Source organism: Acinetobacter sp. V2 (genome assembly GCF_001188385.1).
GTDB lineage: Bacteria > Pseudomonadota > Gammaproteobacteria > Pseudomonadales > Moraxellaceae > Acinetobacter > Acinetobacter oleivorans.
Map to the genome: position 1 here is coordinate 459,038 of NZ_JZFB01000001.1, position 21,526 is coordinate 480,563.

General features: G+C 37.6%; 16 protein-coding genes. 9 read left to right on the plus strand and 7 right to left on the minus strand.

All coding sequences use genetic code 11. From position 1 onward, the window contains the following. Both UC75_RS02145 and UC75_RS02150 read right to left on the minus strand, forming a co-directional pair. Positions 1-600: LysO family transporter (locus UC75_RS02145; RefSeq protein WP_228137024.1), on the minus strand; the 600-nt coding region annotated here is incomplete at its 3' end. A 48-nt stretch (positions 601-648) separates the two neighbouring features. Then, positions 649-2,196, minus strand: a complete 1,548-nt coding sequence (locus tag UC75_RS02150; protein ID WP_128825111.1) for a flavin-containing monooxygenase — start codon at positions 2,194-2,196, stop codon at positions 649-651. 121 nt (positions 2,197-2,317) lie between these two features. Between UC75_RS02150 and UC75_RS02155 the strand changes: the two genes are divergently transcribed. The 4 genes from UC75_RS02155 (at position 2,318) to UC75_RS02170 (ending at position 7,653) form a co-directional block, all read left to right on the plus strand. Next, positions 2,318-3,340, plus strand: coding sequence for an AraC family transcriptional regulator (locus UC75_RS02155; RefSeq protein ID WP_049836530.1), 1,023 nt, complete (start codon positions 2,318-2,320; stop codon positions 3,338-3,340). 77 nt (positions 3,341-3,417) lie between these two features. Then, entirely contained in the window at positions 3,418-4,560 is a 1,143-nt protein-coding gene (gene zapE, locus UC75_RS02160; protein WP_005304748.1) for a cell division protein ZapE, read from the plus strand. Between the two features lie 365 nt (positions 4,561-4,925). Continuing rightward, positions 4,926-7,091 (plus strand): malate synthase G, encoded by a 2,166-nt coding sequence (locus UC75_RS02165; RefSeq protein ID WP_049836531.1) that lies wholly within the window; start codon positions 4,926-4,928, stop codon positions 7,089-7,091. 100 nt (positions 7,092-7,191) lie between these two features. Beyond that, complete coding sequence (locus UC75_RS02170; protein WP_049836532.1) at positions 7,192-7,653, plus strand: GNAT family N-acetyltransferase; 462 nt, start codon at positions 7,192-7,194, stop codon at positions 7,651-7,653. Positions 7,654-7,704: 51 nt separating this feature from the next. Here UC75_RS02170 and UC75_RS02175 read toward each other — a convergent pair whose 3' ends face one another. The 5 genes from UC75_RS02175 to UC75_RS02195 form a co-directional block, all read right to left on the minus strand. Next, complete coding sequence (locus UC75_RS02175; RefSeq protein WP_013198067.1) at positions 7,705-8,118, minus strand: ExbD/TolR family protein; 414 nt, start codon at positions 8,116-8,118, stop codon at positions 7,705-7,707. Between the two features lie 19 nt (positions 8,119-8,137). Further along, positions 8,138-8,560: an ExbD/TolR family protein gene (locus UC75_RS02180; RefSeq protein ID WP_004792697.1), complete on the minus strand. Its 423-nt coding sequence runs from the start codon at positions 8,558-8,560 to the stop codon at positions 8,138-8,140. A 15-nt stretch (positions 8,561-8,575) separates the two neighbouring features. After that, positions 8,576-9,457 (minus strand): MotA/TolQ/ExbB proton channel family protein, encoded by an 882-nt coding sequence (locus tag UC75_RS02185; RefSeq protein ID WP_004792695.1) that lies wholly within the window; start codon positions 9,455-9,457, stop codon positions 8,576-8,578. 41 nt (positions 9,458-9,498) lie between these two features. Further along, a complete protein-coding gene (locus UC75_RS02190) occupies positions 9,499-10,212 on the minus strand; it encodes an energy transducer TonB (protein ID WP_005304763.1) in 714 nt (237 codons plus the stop codon). A 108-nt stretch (positions 10,213-10,320) separates the two neighbouring features. Next, complete coding sequence (locus tag UC75_RS02195; protein WP_049836533.1) at positions 10,321-12,990, minus strand: TonB-dependent receptor; 2,670 nt, start codon at positions 12,988-12,990, stop codon at positions 10,321-10,323. A 780-nt stretch (positions 12,991-13,770) separates the two neighbouring features. Here UC75_RS02195 and UC75_RS02200 point away from each other — a divergent pair. The 5 genes from UC75_RS02200 to UC75_RS02220 are packed head-to-tail and all read left to right on the plus strand — an operon-like array spanning position 13,771 to position 21,523. Then, positions 13,771-15,549: an ABC transporter substrate-binding protein gene (locus UC75_RS02200; protein WP_049836534.1), complete on the plus strand. Its 1,779-nt coding sequence runs from the start codon at positions 13,771-13,773 to the stop codon at positions 15,547-15,549. Between the two features lie 18 nt (positions 15,550-15,567). Then, on the plus strand, positions 15,568-17,388 hold the full coding sequence (locus UC75_RS02205; protein ID WP_049836535.1) for an ABC transporter substrate-binding protein: 1,821 nt from the start codon (positions 15,568-15,570) through the stop codon (positions 17,386-17,388). Beyond that, entirely contained in the window at positions 17,389-19,422 is a 2,034-nt protein-coding gene (locus tag UC75_RS02210) for a M3 family metallopeptidase (RefSeq protein ID WP_128825112.1), read from the plus strand. Between the two features lie 12 nt (positions 19,423-19,434). Beyond that, positions 19,435-20,373 (plus strand): ABC transporter permease, encoded by a 939-nt coding sequence (locus UC75_RS02215; RefSeq protein WP_005304778.1) that lies wholly within the window; start codon positions 19,435-19,437, stop codon positions 20,371-20,373. Positions 20,374-20,380: 7 nt separating this feature from the next. Then, positions 20,381-21,523 (plus strand): ABC transporter permease, encoded by a 1,143-nt coding sequence (locus tag UC75_RS02220; protein ID WP_049836536.1) that lies wholly within the window; start codon positions 20,381-20,383, stop codon positions 21,521-21,523. Positions 21,524-21,526: the final 3 nt, after the last annotated feature.

Consider the following 21,526-nt stretch of genomic DNA (forward strand, 5'->3'; position numbering starts at 1 on the left):
TAACGTCTCATTCAGTGCAAAATGCTTGCTAAGCAAAAAGTAGTTAAAGAAGCCCGCTATACATGAGCCGATAAATGCAGCCAAAGGTACAATTAAAATCTTCCAGCTTAACCACGTACGGTTGAAATGAGTGAAGGCAAGTTCAATACCAATTAAGAAAATAAATAGTAATAATAAATACCAACTATTAAAGGCTATATGTGAATTGAATTGAGTGGCAATAGCTCCTAATAGAACACCCACGCCTAAAGCAAGAAAGGCCTTTGCAATATTTTTTAAAGCATTTACAAAAAGTTGAAGTGAAATTTTGCCTTTGACACTTTGTTTATCAAAAATTGTATAAGCCAATAAGCAGGTAAAGAAAGAACCGAAAGATGTTGTAAGTGCAATAATAATAGCGGGTGGAAGTATGGCAGAAGGATTCTCAATTTGATCAAGTGCTAGTGTTAATTCTAAAGCTACACTTGCTAAGAGAATATAAGAAAAATAGGGCAATATTTTAAAAATAAACTTTTGAATATTTAAAGATAGTTTGGGTGCAAGAAAATAGCCGGAAGCAAGTGCTAAAAAAATTTGAATGATGAGATAAAAAGATTGCATATAATAATAGGTGGATTGTTTTAACCCACCTATTATGTCTTGAACATTTTAAGCTGCATAGCTCTGTGCACTTTTATTTAAGAGTAAATAATCTTTAGGATTAACTTTGCGCGTTTCTAACCAGTACTTCCATGTATAGGTAGGCCATAGTGAAAAGTTTTTTCCATCGGCAGATTGATACCAGCTACTACAACCTCCAGCTTGCCACACAGTTCCTTGAAGCTGAGTTTGGACCCGCTCGTTAAAAGCATCTTGAACTTCTGGTTTAATCTCAACTGCTTTTTGCCCAGATTTTTCTACAAGTTGGATGAGTTGTAAAATGTAATTTACTTGAGATTCAATCATAAAAATAATCGAATTATGACCTAATACTGTATTAGGGCCGACTAATTGGAATAAATTAGGAAAGTTTTTAGTCATAATGCCATAATAACTTTCTGCACCATTTTTCCAAGCCTGTTTTAACTCAACTTGATTGCGTCCAATACAAGTGAAATGTTTCAAGTAAATACGTGGGTCAGTAATAAAACCAGTACCATAAATTAAACAATCGATAGATCGTTCTTTACCATCTTTAGTGACAATACTGTTTTCTTTAATTTCTTGAATACTATCCGTTACTAGCTCAACATTTTTACGGTTAAATGTAGGGAAGTATTTATTTGAAATAAGAATACGTTTACATCCCATCACAAAGTCAGGTGTAAGTTTCTTGGCTACTTCTTTGTCTTTCACTTGGAAGCGAATGAAAGCTTCTGCCAACTTTTGACCATATTTCATAATTTGGGGTTGAACAATAGGTACAACGCGCGACTCATTACTCCAATAAAGACGACTACGATGAATTTGACGATAAAGATTAGAAGATTTGAATAATGCTTTACTTAAACGAGAGTATTTGCGTTCATCTCGTGGTATTACCCAAGCTGCTGTTCTTTGGAATACATAGAGCTGTTTAACATCTCCAGCTATTTCTGGAATATATTGAATCGCACTACCACCAGTACCAATAGATGCGACTGATTTACCATTTAGGTTATAGTCGTGTTCCCACTGTGAAGAATGAAAAACTTTTCCTTTGAATTTTTCGATGCCTTGAATATGAGGGATTTGTGGAATATGTAGGGGACCTGATGCAAAAACTACAAATTGAGCTTCAATCGAAGGCTGATTTTTAAAATCAAGAGTCCAGACGTGACGCATTTCATCATATTGAACATGAGTTACATCGTGATTGAACTTACAGTAATTTTTAATCTTATATTTTTCTGTAATATCTTGAATATATTTAAATATTTCTGGTCCTTCAGCGTAACGTTTCGACCAGTCTGTTTTAGGGGCAAACGAGAGAGAATACATATGAGATTGAACATCACATGCCGCACCAGGGTAGCGATTTTCGCGCCAGGTTCCACCAACATCATCTGATTTTTCTAAAATAACAAAGTCTTGCTGTTGATTTTGCAGTAAGCGAATTGCCATTGCTAGGCCACCAAATCCAGCACCAATAATAGCGATTTTAGTTTTTTGAATAGCATCTTGCTTTGTGTTTAGCATTGGAAACCCTGCATAAGCTGAAAAGAGGATTGCAGGCAAGACTAACGTTTTTTGATCAGTTTAAACATGATTGTATCGACGTGAAAATTGATAGATTCGGCAATTAATTTTCTTTCTTCTTTATAGTAAAACATTTGAGTCTAGGGAAATTGATAGAAGAATGAAACGGTCGATACTTGGTTTAATGTATTTAATTCAAGGAATGCGCAATGCGGGCATTGATGTCGACTCACGTTTGGCTGGTATAGGAATTAAGGTTGATGCTTTAGATCCGAGCTCCACAATTCATGATCGCTTAGAATGGGATATACAACAAATTATTAGCGAAAATGTTGAGCCTGAAAAGGGTCTATTCATTGGACAGCATTATGCTTTGGCCGGTTACGGACCACTACTTATGTTGCTTGTAACAAGTAATGATGTTCAAACTGCATTAACTAAAGGAATAAAATATCAAAGACTTACTCATTTGTTTGGTGCTTTAGGGCTTTATGAAACGGATGAGCGAACCATCTTAAATTATTTGCCTGTTGATTTGAAAACCCAAGTGGGACAGTTGCGGGCACAATGTGAAGTTTCAGGAACTTATAAATTTATTCAAGATATTTATATGATGATGGGATTAGAAATGCCCGCTATGCGTATAGAACTTCCATTTGAAAAACCAACGGATTCAGAGACCTTATCTCGCTATTTTGCATACTATGGCGATGATGTGCACTTTAATGGTAAATATGCAGCATTTAGCCTAAGCAAGGATGTGCTTGAAATCAAAATCCCATCTGCGGACATCATTACACATCGTATTTATGAATCAAAATGTATTACAGAAATAACAAGATTGAATCAACAAGATCACCAAACTCCACATATCATACAATGTGTGCAAGATTATCTTGAGTTGCAACAAGGAATTATCCCGAGCATGGCGGAAACAGCTTTTGCATTGAAAATGCCTGAAAGGACTTTAAGGCATCAATTGCAACAGTTAAATACGAGTTATAAGCAAATTCGTGAACAAATCATCAAGAATAAGGCATTAAAGCTTATGGAATATAGAGAATACTCAATAGAAGTTATTGCCGACTTACTCGGTTATTCTGAACCAGCGGCATTTAATCATGCATTTAAACGATGGTTTGGGCAGAGTCCTCGACAATATGGCAAAGAGTCATCGTCGTAATTCTTGATGCTAAAAGCTAATGTGGTTGAACAAAATGTTCGCTATACTCCTATCAGTTAAAATTGAAATAAAACGATATGTTAAATTTAAAATCTTCTCATAGTACTGCATTCTCACCTTCTTCCCCAGCAGAACGCTATGCTGAGGCTTTAGCTTCAGGCCAGTTTATGGCAGATGAAGCGCAAGCACAGGCAGTGCAAGAATTAGATCGTGTATGGAAAGAACTTTTAAACCGTTATAAAGCCTCTAAAAAAGCTTTCCGTCGTTTTCGCCGCCAAACTTCACCTAAAGGTGTCTATATGTGGGGTGGAGTAGGCCGTGGAAAAACTTGGCTTATGGATCAATTTTATGAGTCAGTGCCATTTCGTCGTAAAACACGTATGCATTTTCATCATTTCATGCAACATGTTCATAAAGAGTTAAATAAGCTTTCTGGTCAACGTAACCCACTTGAAATTGTGGCTGACCAAATTTATAAAGATGCAGTGGTTATTTGTTTTGATGAGTTCTTTGTATCAAACGTAACTGATGCAATGATCTTGAGTGATTTATTCCAAAAATTGTTTGTTCGTGGTGTGACATTGATTGCTACATCAAACATTGCACCAGACGGTTTATATAAAAACGGTATTCATCGTGACCGTTTCTTGCCAACAATTGAAATGGTTAAAAAGAACTGTACTGTTTTAAACGTAGATGCAGGTGTGGATTATCGTTTACGTGTCTTAAAGCAAGCTCAATTATTTAAATCACCATTAAGTAATGAAGTGCAAAGTTGGATGGCGGAACGTTTTAGCGCTTTAACTCACACACAAGCTCACTCTCAAGAGCCGATTGTGATTAATAATCGTGTGGTCGAGACTCTAGGACATACAGAAGATGTGTTGTGGTGTGAGTTTTCTGAACTTTGCTTTAAACCACGCAGCCCAGCAGATTTTATTGAAATTGCAAATATCTATAATACGGTTCTGGTAAGTAATGTTCCGCATTTAACAGATTTCTTGTCTGAAGGTACACGTCGTTTTATCTACTTAGTCGATGAGTTCTATGATCGTGGAGTAAAACTACTTTTAACTTCGCAAGATAGTATTATTGATATTTATCAAGGTGAAAAATTAGCCTTTGAAATTGAGCGTACTCGTTCGCGTTTATTGGAAATGCAATCGGATGAATATTTGCATTCAGAACATCGCCATATTGATGAAACTAAAAACGCATAAAAATAGATTTAAAAAGCGCTCTTTATAGGGCGCTTTTTTTACAACAAAAATAGATAATTTTAGTTAAATAATGCTTTTTCATGCTGCAAAGTTTGATATAACTAAATACGCTTTAGAAAAATAAGATAGTGGAATTTTTTGTCTGTTAACAAAAAGTCTAGTTTCAGTATCTTTAAATATTGAATAAATTGTTGGGAATCCTAGTTAGAATTTTAATATTTCCTATATAGAAAAATTTATCTTTGTCAATAGTTTTACAAGGGAAAATGCTTACTATTTAGGAATGTGATATTAGTATTCAGCTTAATTTAAATCGGTATACTAGGATTCTCTTGGTATAAAAAGTAGCAACTTCAGGAAAGACAATGACTGCACGTATTCAAAAAGGCAAGTTAGCGATTGCTAAAGAACTTTACGATTTTATCGAAAATGAAGCTTTACCAGGTACTGGTTTAGATAGTGAAACTTACTGGAAGAACTTTGAGCAAGTTGTTGTCGATCTTAGCCCAAAAAATAAAGCATTATTGGCTAAGCGTGATGAATTACAAGCAAAAATTGATGAATGGCACCGCAACAATAAATTTGAATTAGGTGCTTATAAGGCGTTCTTAACAGAAATTGGTTATTTATTGCCAGAAGTTGAAGATTTTCAAATTACAACTGAAAACGTTGATGAAGAAATCGCATTATTGGCAGGGCCACAGTTAGTTGTACCTGTACGTAATGCACGTTATAGCTTAAATGCAGCAAATGCGCGTTGGGGCTCTTTATATGATGCACTTTACGGCTTCGATGTAATTTCTGAAGAAGGCGGAGCTGAAAAAGGTAAAGGATATAACCCTGTACGTGGTGCAAAAGTGATTGAGTTCGCTAAAAACTTCTTAAATGAAGTTTTCCCACTTGCACAAGGTTCACATGCAGATGCGACAAAATATGCAATTGAGCAAAACAAACTTGTTGTGACTTTGAAAGATGGTTCAAAAACAGGTTTAGCTCATGAAGCTCAGTTCGTTGGTTTCAACGGTGAAGAAGCGAACCCTACAGAAGTTGTTCTTTTAAGTAATGGCCTTCATGTCATTATCGAAATTGATGCATCTAGCCCAATTGGTCAAACTGATTTAGCGGGTGTTAAAGACCTAACATTCGAAGCGGCTGTAACTACTATTCAGGATTTAGAAGATTCTGTTGCGGCAGTAGATGCTGAAGAAAAAGTTGAAGGTTACCGTAACTGGTTAGGTTTAATGAAAGGTACGCTTCAAGAATCTATCGAGAAAAATGGTAAAACGATTGTTCGTGATTTAAATAAAGACCGCGAAATTAAAAACTTAATTGGTGGTACAACGAAACTTCATGGCCGTTCACTTATGTTGCTTCGTAACGTAGGTCACTTAATGACTAACCCAGCTATTTTAGTAGATGGGGAAGAGATTTTCGAAGGTATTATGGATGCATTGGTAACACCATTGTTGTCAGTTGCGGACATCCGTAGTGAAAACGAAAATAAGAACTCTCGTAAAGGTTCTATGTATATTGTTAAGCCAAAAATGCATGGTCCAGAAGAAGTTGCGTTTGCTGTAGAGTTATTTGAACGTGCTGAACAAGCGATTGGCTTACCGCCTAAATCGTTAAAAATCGGTATTATGGATGAAGAGCGCCGTACATCTGTAAACTTGAAAAACTGTATTGCTGCTGCAAAAGACCGTACGATCTTTATTAATACTGGTTTCATGGACCGTACTGGTGATGAAATTCATACTTCAATGGAAGCTGCACCAGTTGTTCGCAAAGAAGCCGTAAAAACACAAAAATGGATTGCTGCTTACGAGAACCGTAACGTTGCAATTGGTTTGAAGACTGGTTTACAAGGTAAAGCACAGATTGGTAAAGGCATGTGGCCAAAACCAGATAGCATGAAAGATATGTTGGCAACTAAAGCTGCACATCCAAATGCGGGTGCTTCATGTGCTTGGGTTCCATCTCCAGCAGGCGCAGTACTTCATGCGATGCATTACCATCAAGTGAATGTTAAAGCACGTCAAGATCAGTTGAAAGCTGAAGAAATGTTGTCATTAGATGACTTGTTGACTCCTCCGTTTGCACCAGAAACAAACTGGTCAGCGGAAGAAATCAACAATGAGCTTGAAAATAATTGCCAAGGTATTTTGGGTTACGTTGTTCGTTGGGTTGACTTAGGGGTAGGTTGTTCGAAAGTTCCTGACATTAATAATGTAGGCTTAATGGAAGACCGTGCAACATTACGTATTTCTTCTCAACACGTAGCAAACTGGTTACGTCACGGTATTGTGACTCGTGAACAAGTTGAAGAAGTGCTTAAACGCATGGCAAAAATTGTTGATGAGCAAAATGCGAATGACCCATTGTATAAACCAATGGCTGCTAACTTTGAAACTAACATTGCTTTCCAAGCCGCTTCTGACCTCATCTTTAAAGGTTGTGAACAGCCTTCAGGTTATACTGAGCCGTTACTTCATGCTGCTCGTTTAAAGTTAAAAGGTTATACAGGTGACTAATTTTAACCTGTCATAAAAAAAGCCTCTTCGGAGGCTTTTTTTGTTCTCGGTATATTTTTTGCTTAAACTAAGAAAATGTATCTCTAAAGGATTTTTGAATTTGATTAATTTGAAAAGTCTAGATCGTGAGAATTGGCTTCTATGCGCAAAATTATCATTAGATGAATCTCAAAAAGACTATGTTGCACCAAATGTTTATTCTATTGCTGAGTCTAAAGTGGAAGAACATTACTGTCCAAGAGTGATCTGTTTCAATAATGACGTCATTGGGTTCTTAATGTATTGCGTCGAAATTGATCCACCTGATGAGACATTATTCTGGTTATTTCGTTTTATGATTGATAAAAATAATCAAGCTAAAGGTTATGGTACCGAAGCATTGCAAATTGCAATTGATGAAATATTTACAAAAGGAGCTAAACGAATTCGAACTATGTATAAATCATCTAATCATTATGCTGGAAAACTTTATAAAAAATTGGGTTTTATAGAAACTGGAGAATATGATGAATGTGGAGATATTATTTTAGAGTTGAATATTTCCCTTCAAAAAAAACGCTAACTGAAAATTCCAGTTAGCGTATGAAGTAATAGAATAGATTTAAAAGCAATATTAGTTACTGCTCACAATTCCAATTTTGGTGACACCTAAACGCTGCGCTGTAGCCATGACCATCGCTACATTTTTATATTCAGCCATTTGATCTGGTTTAAGTTTGATCTGGTCTTGATCTTTTTTAGCAACCACACTTTGAAATAAAGTCTCTAGTGCGGTGCGGTCTGAAACCTGCTGGTTATTCCAAAACACTTTACCTGCTGCGTCAATTCTTACATCAATCACTTCAGGTGGCTTTTCATTTGTTGGAGGCGGTGTGCCGTTTGGCAAATTAATATTAATCGCGTTGTTTGGTGCAGGGATGGTAATAATGAACATAATAATAAGTACCAACATGACATCAATAAGAGGTGTCATGTTGACCTCTAACATCACATCGTCATCATTATTTGAACCGACATTCATACCCATAAAATTCTCCTTAAAATAATTACTGGGAGGCTGGAGGGGTAGTAACAAATGCAATTTTGCCAATACCAGCTTGTTTGGTCGTGCTAATGACCTGATCTATCGCCTCAAAATGAGTAAGCTGGTCTCCACGAATATGAACTTCTGGCTGAGGCCTTTTTTGTGCAACTGCTTGAAGCTTTGATAACAATATTTCTTTATTAGGCACATAGCTTTCATTCCAGAAAATATCTCCTTTTTTGTTCACAGAAAGTTGAATATTTTCAGGTGTGGTGGCATATGGCGTATTTTTTTCTTCTGGTAATTTCACTGGAACCGTATGTGTAACTACCGGAATCGTAATTAGAAAAATAATAAGTAAAACCAACATGACATCAACCAGAGGCGTCGTATTAATTGCACCAATCATTTCATCGTCATCTTCAGAACCAACACTCATACCCATAACGTTTGCTCCTCGTTATTTAATGCTGCGGTTAACCGAATTATTGGTACTAATTTCTCCGCTTAATAAAACTGCGTGTAAATCTGAACCAAATGAACGAACATTTTCCATAACGGCTTTATTACGGCGAGTTAGCCAGTTGTAACCAAGTACAGCGGGTACTGCGACTGCAAGACCAATAGCTGTCATAATTAAAGCTTCACCGACAGGACCAGCAACTTTATCAATAGATGCCTGACCTGAAATCCCGATGGCTGTTAATGCGTGATAAATTCCCCAAACCGTACCAAAAAGACCAACAAAGGGTGCCGTTGATCCAACGGTTGCTAAGAAAGCTAAACCACCACCTAAGTGATTTTGTATTTTTTCAATTGCGCGTTGAATTGATATGCTCACCCATGTATTAAAATCGATTCGCTCAAGTAAAGAGCCGCCGTGCGATTTAGTTGAGTTAATGCCTTTTTCTGCAATAAAGCGATATGCGCTACTTTGTTCTAAATTATCAGCTGCATTATCTAGTGAAGTTGCTTCCCAAAAACTTTTCTCTGCCTCTTTGCCTTGTCGTTTTACTTTAGCTTGTTGTAAGAATTTTGAAATAATGATGTACCACGTGCCAATAGACATCAGTACTAATATAAATAAGGTAGATTTAGCGACTAAGTCTCCTTCACGCCAAAGCGCTTCTAGACCATAAGGGTTTTTAACAGTTTCGCTTGTTGCTGGTTTCGGTGGTGGAGTTGGAGTATTTGCATTTGAAGTAGCTTCAGCGGTTGCTGTTGCCACTGGAGCATTACTCGTTTCTTCTGCAAAAACCGAGTTTAATGGAAGTAATGAGCAAGCTGCGATTAAACTTGCCGAAGCGAAACGTACTAGCGGTTGAGTTGATTTTTTCATCATATTATCTCCAATATTTTTTAATTTCTGACTAATTCAATTGTTTATTCAATTACGAATGGATATTCAATTTCATACCAGTCTTGCTGAGGCACGCCATCTTTCATTGCTGGTTTGAATGTACATAAGCTGTAAGCTTTAGTTGCTGCTTTATCTAAGGTTTTGCTGCCACTTGATTTTTTTACTTTGGCATCAATGACTTTGCCTGAAGTATCAACCAAAACACGTATACGCACCGTACCTTGTTCTTCATTCATCAGTGCTTCACGAGGATATTCCGGTTTTTCACAGCCAGCAGAACCTTCCGAAACACCGCGAGTTACGCCAGCTGGTTTAGGAGCTGGGGCAGCTGCCACTGGAGCTGGTGCGGCAACAGGGCTTGGTGATGGGGTACTAGGCGCAGCAGGAGCTGGGGTAGCAACTTTAGTTGGTTGAGCTACTGGTGTTGTTTTTTGTACCGGTGTCGCCACTTTCTCTACTTGTTTAGGCGGCTCAGGAACTTTGGCAACTTTTTCTACCATTTTAGGAGGTTCAGGCGGTTTTTCCTTAGGTTTTGGCTCCTCTGGTTTAGGTGGAGGAGGCGGTTTAATATCTTGAATAATTTGTAATTCCACAGGTTTTTCTGCTGGTTTTTGAATATTGTTTGCTAAACCTGACATCAGAATATAGGCAACAATAAGATGCAGAAAAAGTACTGCGGCAATACCAATAAGGCGCTTTGCAGATTTATTTTCTATGTCTGTAAAAGTCATGCCCATAGTTACTCCTGAAACTTGAGACAAACAATTCTTAAATTAATGTTTGACTAAGGGTGAGTATTCGGTCTGCAAACACGATGTTTAAAGTCATGTTTGCAGAACAACCATTTAGAACTTATATGTACCTCGTACAAAGTACGTACGCCCTAAAGGATCTGCGTAACGTGGGTCATATCCCATTTGAAAGTTATCAATTACATTAGAAGCAGGAGGGTCTTCATCAAAAATATTTTTAATACCAGCGGTCACTTCTAGATTTTTAAAGCCTTTATAAGTGCCTGAAATGTTGTATGTTGTATAGTCGCTGACTCTATGGTTTTGGTCGTTAGAGTTTTGATCTTGGTATCCACGAGAGAAGTTCTGTTGCAGATTTAAAGCCCAGTTTTCATAATTCCAATTTAGGTTTGCGGTATGTTTCCAGCGCAGAATAATAGATTGATAGTCTAAGCCACTATATGATCCAGCAACACCTATCCATTCTCCATCTGGTTCGGCTTGATATTTATAGTCTGTTATATATGTACCATCAATGTTGAAACCGAAACGACCTGTAGCAGTCATTGGAGAAACCCAACTTAAGCCGACGTCGAAACCAGAAGTTTTAATTCCACCTAAATTTTGTTGTGTTGTAATAATATAATCTAATGAGCCATCAGGATTACGTACAAATTTGTCTGCATATTTCACAGGGTCATTAAAAATAGCAGTTTCCGAAAGAGTAGCAATTTGCTTGTCGACTTCGATATTGAAGTAATCAAGAGTGAAGGCTAAATTTTTAATTGGTTCAAATACTAAGCCTGCAGTAAAAGACTTTGACTCTTCTGGATCTAGAGTTTTATTCCCTCCATTTTGTCTGTCGAATTGCATATTACAATCACGTTCTTTTTTCCCTCCTGGTTGTACTTCGCCACCTGTGCAAAGTACTGGATCATCATATGATGCACCTGTGTTGGTTACTGAATTTGGACCATTAACCTCCCAAAGTGTTGGAGCTCTGAAACCTGTACTATAAGTTGTGCGGAACATTAACTGTTTAATAGGTTCCCAACGAAGTGCAAATTTTGGATTAAAAGTATCACCGAAATCGTTATAGTCATCATAACGAGCAGCAATTTGAGCTTCTAAAGTTTTATGAAGGGGGATATGAAATTCGGTAAATACAGATTTAATATTGCGATCGCCAGTATTTTCTGGCTCATCTGGATCGCTACCTGCACTTGGAGCTACACGGGCAATATCCGCCATAACTTTTGAAGTCCAATCTTCATAACGATAGCTTGCCCCAACTGCAAAAGCCACGTCTCCTGCTGGTAATTTAAATATAGGTCTACTTGCAGTGAAATCGACAGTAGTCGTATTTAGATTAGCTTTTAAATATTTACCTTCAACTCCTAACTCATTCCAAGCATTGCTATCCTCAGGGTTTTGTGGTCCGAATGGATTTAAGGTGCCATTGCTTAAAGCTTCTTGAGTTTTATCATAATTTAAGTAACCACTTACGAGAGCATCTGATGCACTACTATGAGCATAGGTAACGCCAGAATTAATATCCCAACCATGAGTTTCACCCTCAATACCAGCAAACAATCTATGTGATTGGTTAATACTATTACTTACACGATTACCTGATTGTGAACGTAGATATAGAGGAATAGTTCCCTTAGCGCCTGCTAAAGCTGGAGTGATACCATTGCCTGGATAATATTTACTGCTAGGGTCAAGCGTCAGATCAAAAAATACATCTGGCGCAACTGAAGTAGTGACTTCACTTCTTGCATACAAATATTCTGCAATCGCGTTAAAATTATCATTTAATTTAAAAGTAGCTCGGCCCATAGCTGAGATGTCTTCTGTTTTGGGAACAATTCCAATCACAGCTTGGCTATTGTATCGACAAGTTCCATCATCGTTACTATTAAGAGGATTATTACCACAACCAGTGGATGCGTAAGGGTTACCTAAACCTGGGACATTGGCAGGGAATGAACCACTACTGGTTCTATTGACACCTAATTCGGGTAATATGCCTCCACGCCGACTAACTTTACGGTCTTTGGCCATGACATCATCGCCTTTGCGATAGTCCACAACACCAAAAACGTTATAGCCATTTTCGTCTAAATCACCAAAACCGCCAAAAATGCTGTAGTCTTGCTGCTCGCCGCCTTTTTGTTCTGGTTTTTGATAGCCTGCGGTTAGATTAAGTCCCGTAAATTGCTTTTTGGTAATGAAGTTAATTACCCCGCCAATTGCATCAGTCCCATAAATGGAAGAGGCGCCATCTCGTAAAACCTCGATTCGGTCTAACATTGCGAGTGGAATAATATTTAAGTTGGTAACACCACTATCATATGCATTTGCAGCTAATCGACGACCATTAAGTAAAACAAGTGTTTTATTGGCACCTAAGGCTCTCAAGTTTGCCGCTGAACCAGCTGTTTTACTTGTCCCCACGTTGCTGGCAGTAACAAAATTAGATTGGTTTGCACTAATTTTGGCTAAGGCTTCTTCAGTTGTGGTTACCCCTTGTTTTAAAATTTCATCCACTTTTACGATAGTAATGGGTGAAGCACTTTGAGCTGCAACTCCCTTGATTGAAGAGCCAGTCACAGCAACTTTTACAACTTTGACTGGTTTATCATCATTGCTTGATTGTTCTGTTTCTGCTGCTTGTGCCATGGTAAGACACATCATGCTTAAACTAAGGGTACTTAATTTAAGAATTGTTTTGCCAATCTTGGGGGTTACCTGAGATCGAACATTGTATTTTTTTTTCATCGTGGATTTGATCCCTTTTTGTTGTAGTTAGCGATATTGCTGGAAAGTTTTTAAGCAAAGCAAGTGCCAACTATATATTTTTCTTTTTTTAGTTTATGCAAAATATTGATATATATTGATTTTATTATGTTTGTGGTGAGGGTCTAGTGTTTTATCTCCACCTAAAAAATTTTCCATTTGGTAAGTTTTTGTACGGTGGCCAAAAGTTCCAAAATTATTTGTACAAAAAGTAATCATTATTGGATTGTTCATGTATCGATTCGTATCTTTTGTATCTTTTTAGAACTTTTTTAAATGTAATTGTATAATGTAACATTTCTTTTATTTTTTAATTTTTTAATATAAATTAGTATCTTATATTGGTATTTCTTGTTTGGTCTATAAAAAAATTATGAACTAGAATGAAACATTCATGACTTTTAATTGTGCATTATGGACTAATAATGAATAAGTTATATAAATATAATATTTGGCAAAAACTTACTTTTATTTATATAGTCCCAGAAGTTTTAAGTGCCTAATTAAAATGTAAATTTTAAATATTTCTATATGAATTATTCTTGATCATAAAATATGGCATGAAATTCGCTTTGTATTAGATAGTTACAGCTTTCTAATTTCATTATGATATTTTCCATTCGATCAAATAAAAGATTGAATAGAAAGGTTAATAATTTACAAAGAAGAAAGTAGTCCATTGAGAAAGAACTTTTCTTATTCGGATTTAGATGTTACTCAAAAGGATAATATCTTTAAAAAATTAATTAAGTAGGTAGGAACTTGAAATTAAAAATTTTTAAGCTCGCCATTCTAAGTCTGGCTATTACATCAGTTTCTTGTGCTTTCGCCCAAACGCCTGCGCAACCAAACAAAATTTTGCATGTTGCCTATGAAGCCCCAGATGATGGCTTCGATATGGTTAAAACCACCAATTTTTATAGTGCTAGTATTGCGGAAACCATATTTGAGCCTTTACTCAAATATGATTATTTAGCTCGTCCCGTACAGTTAGTTCCTTATACTGCTGAAAGCCTGCCTAAGGTGGACCAAGACGGTAAAGTTTATACATTTAAAATTAGGCCTGGTATTTATTTTACCAATGACCCTGCTTTTAAAGGTAAACGCCGTGAGCTGGTAGCTGAAGACTACGTCTATGCAGTTAAACGCATTTTAGATCCTGAAAATAGGGCACCTTCAGTTTCTTTTATTGAGGGTAAATTGTTAGGTGCCGATGCAGTTGTAGCTCAAGCAAAGAAAACGGGAAAGTTTAATTATGCTACCCCAATTGCTGGGGTCAAAGCACTTGATCGATATACTCTACAATTTACTTTGACTCGCCAAGATTTTAATTTTCCTTATATTCTTGCTTACATTACCTTTGGTGGCGTTGCAAAAGAGGTTGTTGATTATTACGGTGATCGTATCGGGATGCACCCAGTTGGTACCGGACCATACATGTTAAGTAAATATGTTCCAAGAAGTAAGGTCGAATTAGTTGCCAATCCTGATTATCGAGGTTTTGTCTGGAATTTTAAGTCAACAGGAACACCTTGGGATAACCAGCTTATTAAAGAAATGAGCGGTAAGAAAATGCCCCAAATTGGTAAGGTTGTAGTCAGTATTATTGAAGAACAACAGTCTAGATGGTTAGCTTTTCAGTCTGGTCAATTAGATTTTGACAGACTTACAGCAGATGCAGTTCCTCAAGCTTTAGATGGAAATCAACTTAAGCCTTCTTTTCAGAAAAGGGGAATTAAGCACTTCCCGTATAAGGAACCCGAAATGACCTATACGATGATGAACATGCGTGATCCGGTCATTGGCGGTTTTAGCCCAGAAAAGATTGCACTTCGTAGAGCAATTACGTTGGCATATAATCAAAAAGAAAGTATAAAACTGGTTTACAAAGGCCAAGCTGTTAGAGCAGAAATGTTCATACCTGAAGGTGTAAATGGATATAACCCTAAGTACAGAAGTAGCGTAGGGTATAATCCATTATTGGCAAATAAATTACTTGATTATTATGGTTATAAAAAGGGGGCTGATGGCTATCGAAATTTGCCAAATGGAAAACCTTTAGTTTTAAAAATTAATAATGAAAATAGCTCATCTTCAGTTATTCTTTCTGAATTATGGAAAAAAAATCTAGACGCGATTGGGATTCGTGCTGAATTCAAAGTGAGTAATTTTGCAGATAACTTAAAAGCCGCCACTCAATGTAAATATATGATTTGGGGCGGCGCATGGATTGCTGACTATCCTGAGGGAGATAATTTTGCACAATTACTGTATGGACCAAATGCTGGTCAGGGAAACCATGCTTGTTACCAGTCTAAAACATACGATGCTCTTTATAATCAAGCCACTCATTTACCACCCCAACAACGTCTACCATTTTACGAAAAGCTTAACCGCCAGATTGAAGCAGATAATCCGTGGATTATTCATGTAACGCGAATTCGTAATTGGTTGATACGGCCACAAGTTAAGGGTTTTAAACCCCACCCAATGATGAATACAAACTGGCAATATCTTGATATTACCCCTGTTAAAAAATAATTTTAGATAAAGATAAATATGACTGAAAATTTAATAAAACAGCTCAAGCATTGTGGTGTCAGTTTTTTACTTGCTAGCATGGCATTAACTGGTTCTACAGCTCTATGTGCTAAAAGCCCAGCTGATCCCAATAAAGTTCTACGTTACGTATTCCCGACAGCAGAAACAGGTTTCGACCCCGCTTATATCCATGATCTATATTCAGCACATGTAACCACTTCAATATTTGAAACTTTATATACCTATGATTACTTGGCAAGGCCAGCAAAACTTGTTCCGAAAATAGCCACAGCCATGCCAGAAGTCAGTGCCGATGGTCTGACTTATACCATTCACATAAAAAAGGGTATTTATTTTACCAATGACCCTGTTTTTAAAGGTAAACCACGAGAATTAACAGCCAATGATTATGCTTATTCTTTTAAGCGTTTATTGGACCCGAATTTACGCTCTCCAAATAGCTGGCTGTTAGAGAATAAAATTGAAGGTATGGATGCATTAATAAATGCAGCCAATAAAACTGGAAAATTTAACTATGACGAAAAGGTAATTGGTTTGCAAACACCAGATAGATACACTTTGGTGATTCGTTTAGTTAAGCCAGATTATAACTTTCCTTTGTTACTGGCACATGACCCTACAGGTGCAGTGGCACGTGAAGTCATCGAAAAATATAAAGATAAAGCAGGTTATGTAATGGGCCATCCTGTAGGGACTGGACCTTATGTACTCAGTAAATGGGTACCAGCATCACGTATTGTTTTAAAAGCGAATCCTGATTTCCGTGGTTTTACTTGGAACTTTGCTGCCAGTAGCCCTGAGGATGAGGCAATTGTAAAACGCCTTAAAGGTAAAAAAATGCCTCAAATAGGCACAATTGATATTCAGGTTATGGAAGAAAATCAATCGCGATGGCTGGCATTTCAGCGTGGTGAAATTGATATATTTCAACTTGAAGGTCAACTGGTCGCAAAAGCAATTAAAGACGGTAAATTAAGACCTGAACTTGCTAAAGAAGGTGTGCAGCTATCTCGTATTGTTGATCCTGAAATTAGCTATATCTATTGGAACCTTAAAAATCCGGTCGTTGGCGGAATGAGTAAAGAAAAGATTGCCTTACGCCGTGCAATAGCAATGTCTCGTTCAATAGATCAAGAAATTAAATTAGTAAGAAATGATGATGCTCAGCGTTTAGATTTTCCAGTTCCACCAGGGGTAGTGGGTAACGATCCACAGTATAGAAGTAGCACGCCATATTCCGTGAAAGCAGCAAATTTACTATTAGATCGATATCACTATAAAAAAGATGCCTCAGGTTGGCGTACACAACCAAATGGCAAGCCTCTGGTCATTGAATATATGGCGCGCAGTGACAGCATTGGGCAGCAAAGTGCTGAACTTTGGAAAAAGAACTTTGATAGTTTAAATATTCGCATGGTCTTTAAACCCATGCTTTTTGCAGACCTCATTCGAGCGCAAAAACAATGTGAAGGTATGTTTGGTTCTTCTGCATGGATAGCAGATTATCCAGATGGGGATAATTTTATGCAGAATTTTTATGGACCCAATACGCATATGACGAACTGGTCTTGTGGTTCGACACCAGAGTTTGATCAGTTATATCGTCAGACACAACAAATGCAAGCAGGTCCTGAGAGAGATGCGCTTTATCGAAAAATGACACGTTTATTAGAAGTGTATATGCCTGTTCAGGTCTCTTATGCACGCTACCGAAATATGCTGGCTCAACCACAAATCATTGGGTATAAAAAGCATCCAATTTTACATGCTGAGTGGATGTATTTTGATATCGATACACATACTAAATCTAATCATTAAATGAAAAAAATTGGAGATATGATGAAAAATAATGCATTGAAAATGACAACTTTATGTATGTTGACCATAGGTATAAGTCAGTTTGCAACGGCAGAGACAACACGTCCTACTTTGCCATTACTTAAAGCACAACAGCTCCCAGCATGGTGTGATGCTAATTTAAAAAAGATTCAACAGCAGATTACTATTTTTGAAAAAACGCCTGTTAAAGATAATGCAGCAGCGGCACCTATATTGGCAAAATGGGATAAAATTTTTGCGCATTTTGAGGATTTTTCAGGTCCGATAAGTCTATATAGTAACGTAGACCCAGATGCAAAATTACGTAAGGCAGCTGAAGACTGTGAAATCAAAATTAATCAGTTTCACACTGATATATTTCAGAACCCGAAGCTATATAACTTAATTAAAAATACACAAGCAACAGGCCCAATTGACCAAAAATACCGCCAAGATATTCTAGATCAGTTTGAAGACACAGGTGTTCAACTTGAACCGGTAAAGCGTGCACGAATGAAGGCCATTCTGGATGAGTTGACCAAACTCGAACAAGAATATGCCCGTAATGTCCGTGATAATCCGGAGAAACTTGAGTTTACTCCTGAAGAGATGAAAGGCTTACCTCAAAGTTATATTTCAGCATTAAAGAAAAATGCTAAAGGTAATTATTTATTAGGTTTTGAATATCCTGAATATCGCCCTTTTATGGAGTTGGCAGATAATGATGATGCTCGGAAAAGATATCAAATTGCCTTTACTCGACGTGGTACTGAGCAAAATTTAAAACTACTCAAACAAGCAATTGATTTGCGTTATGAGCTTGCGCAGTTATTTGGAAAAGCAAGTTATGCAGATTGGGTTTTAAAAGACCGTATGGCTAAAACGCCTGAGGCTGTAAATCAATTTTTAGCAGAAGTCCAAAAAACGGTAGCACCACTTGAACGTAAAGAAGTAGAAGAACTCCGTGCATTTAAAGCACAAACTTTAAAAACGCCATTAGAAAAAACCGAGATCACACGTTGGAGTGAAGCTTACTGGAGTGAAAAACTTCGTAAGAATAAATATCAGATTGATCAGGAAAAACTTCGTGATTATTTCCCCACTTTAGCTTCTCAAAAATGGTTATTTGCCATTTCATCTGACCTTTATGGCATTGATTTCAAACCTGTCAAAGTTAAAGCATGGCAGGATGAAGTTGAATATTACGATGTAGTTGACAAAAAAACAGGAAAGCTTCTTGGCGGCTTATATATGGATAAATTTCCTCGTGAAGGGAAATATGGCCATGCTGCCGTTTGGGGAGTATACGGTGGCAGCACTTTAACCAATCGATTGCCCGTTTCGGCTTTGGTCACCAATTTTAACCGTAAAGGTTTAAACAGTGACGAGCTTGAAACTTTTGTTCATGAGTTTGGCCATGCTTTACATGGCATTTTATCAAATACACGTTATGCCAGTCAGTCTGGAACATCCGTAGAGCGTGATTTTGTAGAAGCACCGTCTCAAATGTATGAAGAGTGGGCACGCCGTAAAGAGACTTTATCTAAAGTGGCTGATTACTGTGATCCAGCATGTCCACGTGTTGATGACGAACTAATTGCCCGTTTAAAAGCTGTACATAACTATGGTCGTGGCTTGCGCTATGCGCGTCAGACTCTTTATGCACAGTACGATATGTCATTGCATACTGCTGATGCCTTAAAAGTAAAACCTTTAGAAAATTGGCAAAAAATGGAAGCTGCTACAGCTTTAGGTTATGTATCAACAACAGAATTTCCCGGGCAGTTTGGGCATTTGATGGGCGGTTATCAAGCAGGTTATTACGGCTATATGTGGTCTGAGGTTTTAGCTTTAGACATGCTTTCTGCCTATGGTGACAACCTTAATAACCCGCAAGTTGGACAGCGTTACCGCCAAACTATTTTGTCGCAAGGTAGCCAAAAGCCGGCAGCTGAATTAGTTAAAGATTTCCTTGGCCGTGAACCTGATAACAAAGCGTTCTTTAATGAAATTACCGGACAACGGGTTAAATAAGGAATTATCACTATGCTGGCATATGTTATTCGGCGTTTATGGCAGATGATTCCAACTATGTTGGGGGTAGTCTTACTTATTTTTATTCTTTTTAACTGGGTAGGTGGCGATCCTGCTTATATTTTAGCGGGCAAGATGTCTAATCCTGAGCAGATTGAAAACATTCGTAAGCAGCTTGGTGTCGATCAGCCTTATTACGTTCAGCTCTGGATTTTCATTAAACAAATACTGACTTTTGACTATGGTGCAAGTTGGAGTACTGGCGAACCTGTTTCTCAAATTATTTTAACTCGATTAGGACCATCGCTCACGCTTTTAATTCCACTGACTATTTTACAGACGGTTATTTCAATTATTTTGGCATTGGCTGTTGCAGCTGTACGTGGTTCTCTAACCGACCGTATGGTCATGATGTTATGTACCATCGGCATGTCGATCAGCATCTTAGTTTACATTATCGTTTTTCAATATGTTCTGGCTTATCAGCTAAGTTGGTTTCCTGTACAAGGCTGGAGCGATAGCTTTACTGATAATTTATTTAAGTTTGCCTTACTACCGATTCTAATCATGCTGGTGGTGAGTATTGCACCGACTTTACGTTTATATCGTAGCTTTGTGCTTGATGAAATTAATCAGGACTATGTTCGAACAGCACGTGCTAAAGGTGTAGGTGAAAGCCGAATTTTAGGCGTACATGTACTACGGAACGCTTCAATTCCTATTATTACCGATGTGATGTCAACTTTACCTGCATTGCTCATAGGCGCATTTTTAATTGAACGTTTTTTTGGTATTCCCGGGATTGGTCGAGAGGTGATTATTGCAGTTGAGCGGAGTGATTTTCCTGTTATTAAGGCAATTACAGTTTACATCGCCGCTGCAACTATGATTTTTAACCTGATTGCCGATTTGGTCTACAAAGTGGTTGATCCACGTGTACAGTTGAAGTAGGTGGGCTATGCTGAGCGTTTTATCAAAAAGAAAACAACAAACAAAAGCCGAAGCTCATTCATCTGGCCTGTGGAAACTTGCCATGCGTCGTCTTCGGGCCGACAAGATCGCAATGTCATCGCTAGTGATTGTATTGCTTTATTTTATTATCTTGGTTCTATCAATGACGGGTGTGATTGCATCTGACTGGAATAAAGAGGTTGCAGTAAGTTATGCACCACCTACATTTATAGGCGCAGATAAGACAACAGGTGCAGGGCAAAATGCAGCAGCGATTGAAGAAGAGTTACCGATAAATCCAGTTGATCCTTTAAAAGATGTAATTCACCAACTCAAGGCTGAAATTAAACAAGAAAAGAGTGCGGGAAGTGCAATTGATTATTATGGTGTAGTTGACCCTTTAGCTGAGGATATGAAAGCAATTGATCAGCAACTTGGTGGACATTTACTTGATCAGCAAAGTGAACTTAAAAGCACACTTATATTTGGAGCTGACAAATGGGGACAAGATGTCCTTAAAAAGACCATTAAAGGTGCTGAAACATCAATTATTGTTGGGGTGATATCCGCTTTACTTGCGGTAGGCATCGGTACACTTTTAGGTGCAATTTCTGGATATTTTGGTGGTTGGGTGGATGATATTCTCAACTGGTTTTATAACATTTTTACCTCAATTCCCTATTTATTATTAGTTCTTGCTATTGCTGCCGTACTTCAACAAAAAGGCATTTTATCCATTGTTCTGATTTTAGGTTTAACGGGCTGGACGGGTGTTTATCGTTTAATTCGTGCCGAATATATGAAACATACTGCACGTGAGTACGTTCTTGCTGCTAAAGCAATTGGCGTTGGACACTTCCGTCGTATGTTCATTCATATTTTTCCTAATGTCAGCCATATCGCTTTGGTCCAAATGTCAATTTTGGTGGTGTCTTTCATTAAATCTGAGGTCATCTTGAGTTTCTTAGGTTTTGGTGTGCCAGTAGGCGTAGTGTCTTGGGGGAGTATGTTAAATGAAGCACAAAGTGAGCTTCTTTTAGGTAAGTGGTGGCAGCTTGTCGCAGCCTCTGTCGCGATGGCTGTTTTGGTAACGGCATTTTCAATGTTTACTGATGCACTCCGTGATGCATTAGATCCAAAACTAAAATAAGAG

Bases quoted from the DNA above. Each gene is read 5' to 3' on its own strand.
- UC75_RS02215 (WP_005304778.1), top strand. From the start codon at position 19,435: ATGCTGGCATATGTTATTCGGCGTTTATGGCAGATGATTCCAACTATG.
- UC75_RS02195 (WP_049836533.1), bottom strand. From the start codon at position 12,990: ATGAAAAAAAAATACAATGTTCGATCTCAGGTAACCCCCAAGATTGGC.
- UC75_RS02165 (WP_049836531.1), top strand. From the start codon at position 4,926: ATGACTGCACGTATTCAAAAAGGCAAGTTAGCGATTGCTAAAGAACTT.
- UC75_RS02185 (WP_004792695.1), bottom strand. From the start codon at position 9,457: ATGATGAAAAAATCAACTCAACCGCTAGTACGTTTCGCTTCGGCAAGT.
- UC75_RS02220 (WP_049836536.1), top strand. From the start codon at position 20,381: ATGCTGAGCGTTTTATCAAAAAGAAAACAACAAACAAAAGCCGAAGCT.
- UC75_RS02205 (WP_049836535.1), top strand. From the start codon at position 15,568: ATGACTGAAAATTTAATAAAACAGCTCAAGCATTGTGGTGTCAGTTTT.
- UC75_RS02190 (WP_005304763.1), bottom strand. From the start codon at position 10,212: ATGGGCATGACTTTTACAGACATAGAAAATAAATCTGCAAAGCGCCTT.
- UC75_RS02210 (WP_128825112.1), top strand. From the start codon at position 17,389: ATGAAAAAAATTGGAGATATGATGAAAAATAATGCATTGAAAATGACA.
- UC75_RS02155 (WP_049836530.1), top strand. From the start codon at position 2,318: ATGAAACGGTCGATACTTGGTTTAATGTATTTAATTCAAGGAATGCGC.
- UC75_RS02180 (WP_004792697.1), bottom strand. From the start codon at position 8,560: ATGGGTATGAGTGTTGGTTCTGAAGATGACGATGAAATGATTGGTGCA.
- zapE (WP_005304748.1), top strand. From the start codon at position 3,418: ATGTTAAATTTAAAATCTTCTCATAGTACTGCATTCTCACCTTCTTCC.
- UC75_RS02175 (WP_013198067.1), bottom strand. From the start codon at position 8,118: ATGGGTATGAATGTCGGTTCAAATAATGATGACGATGTGATGTTAGAG.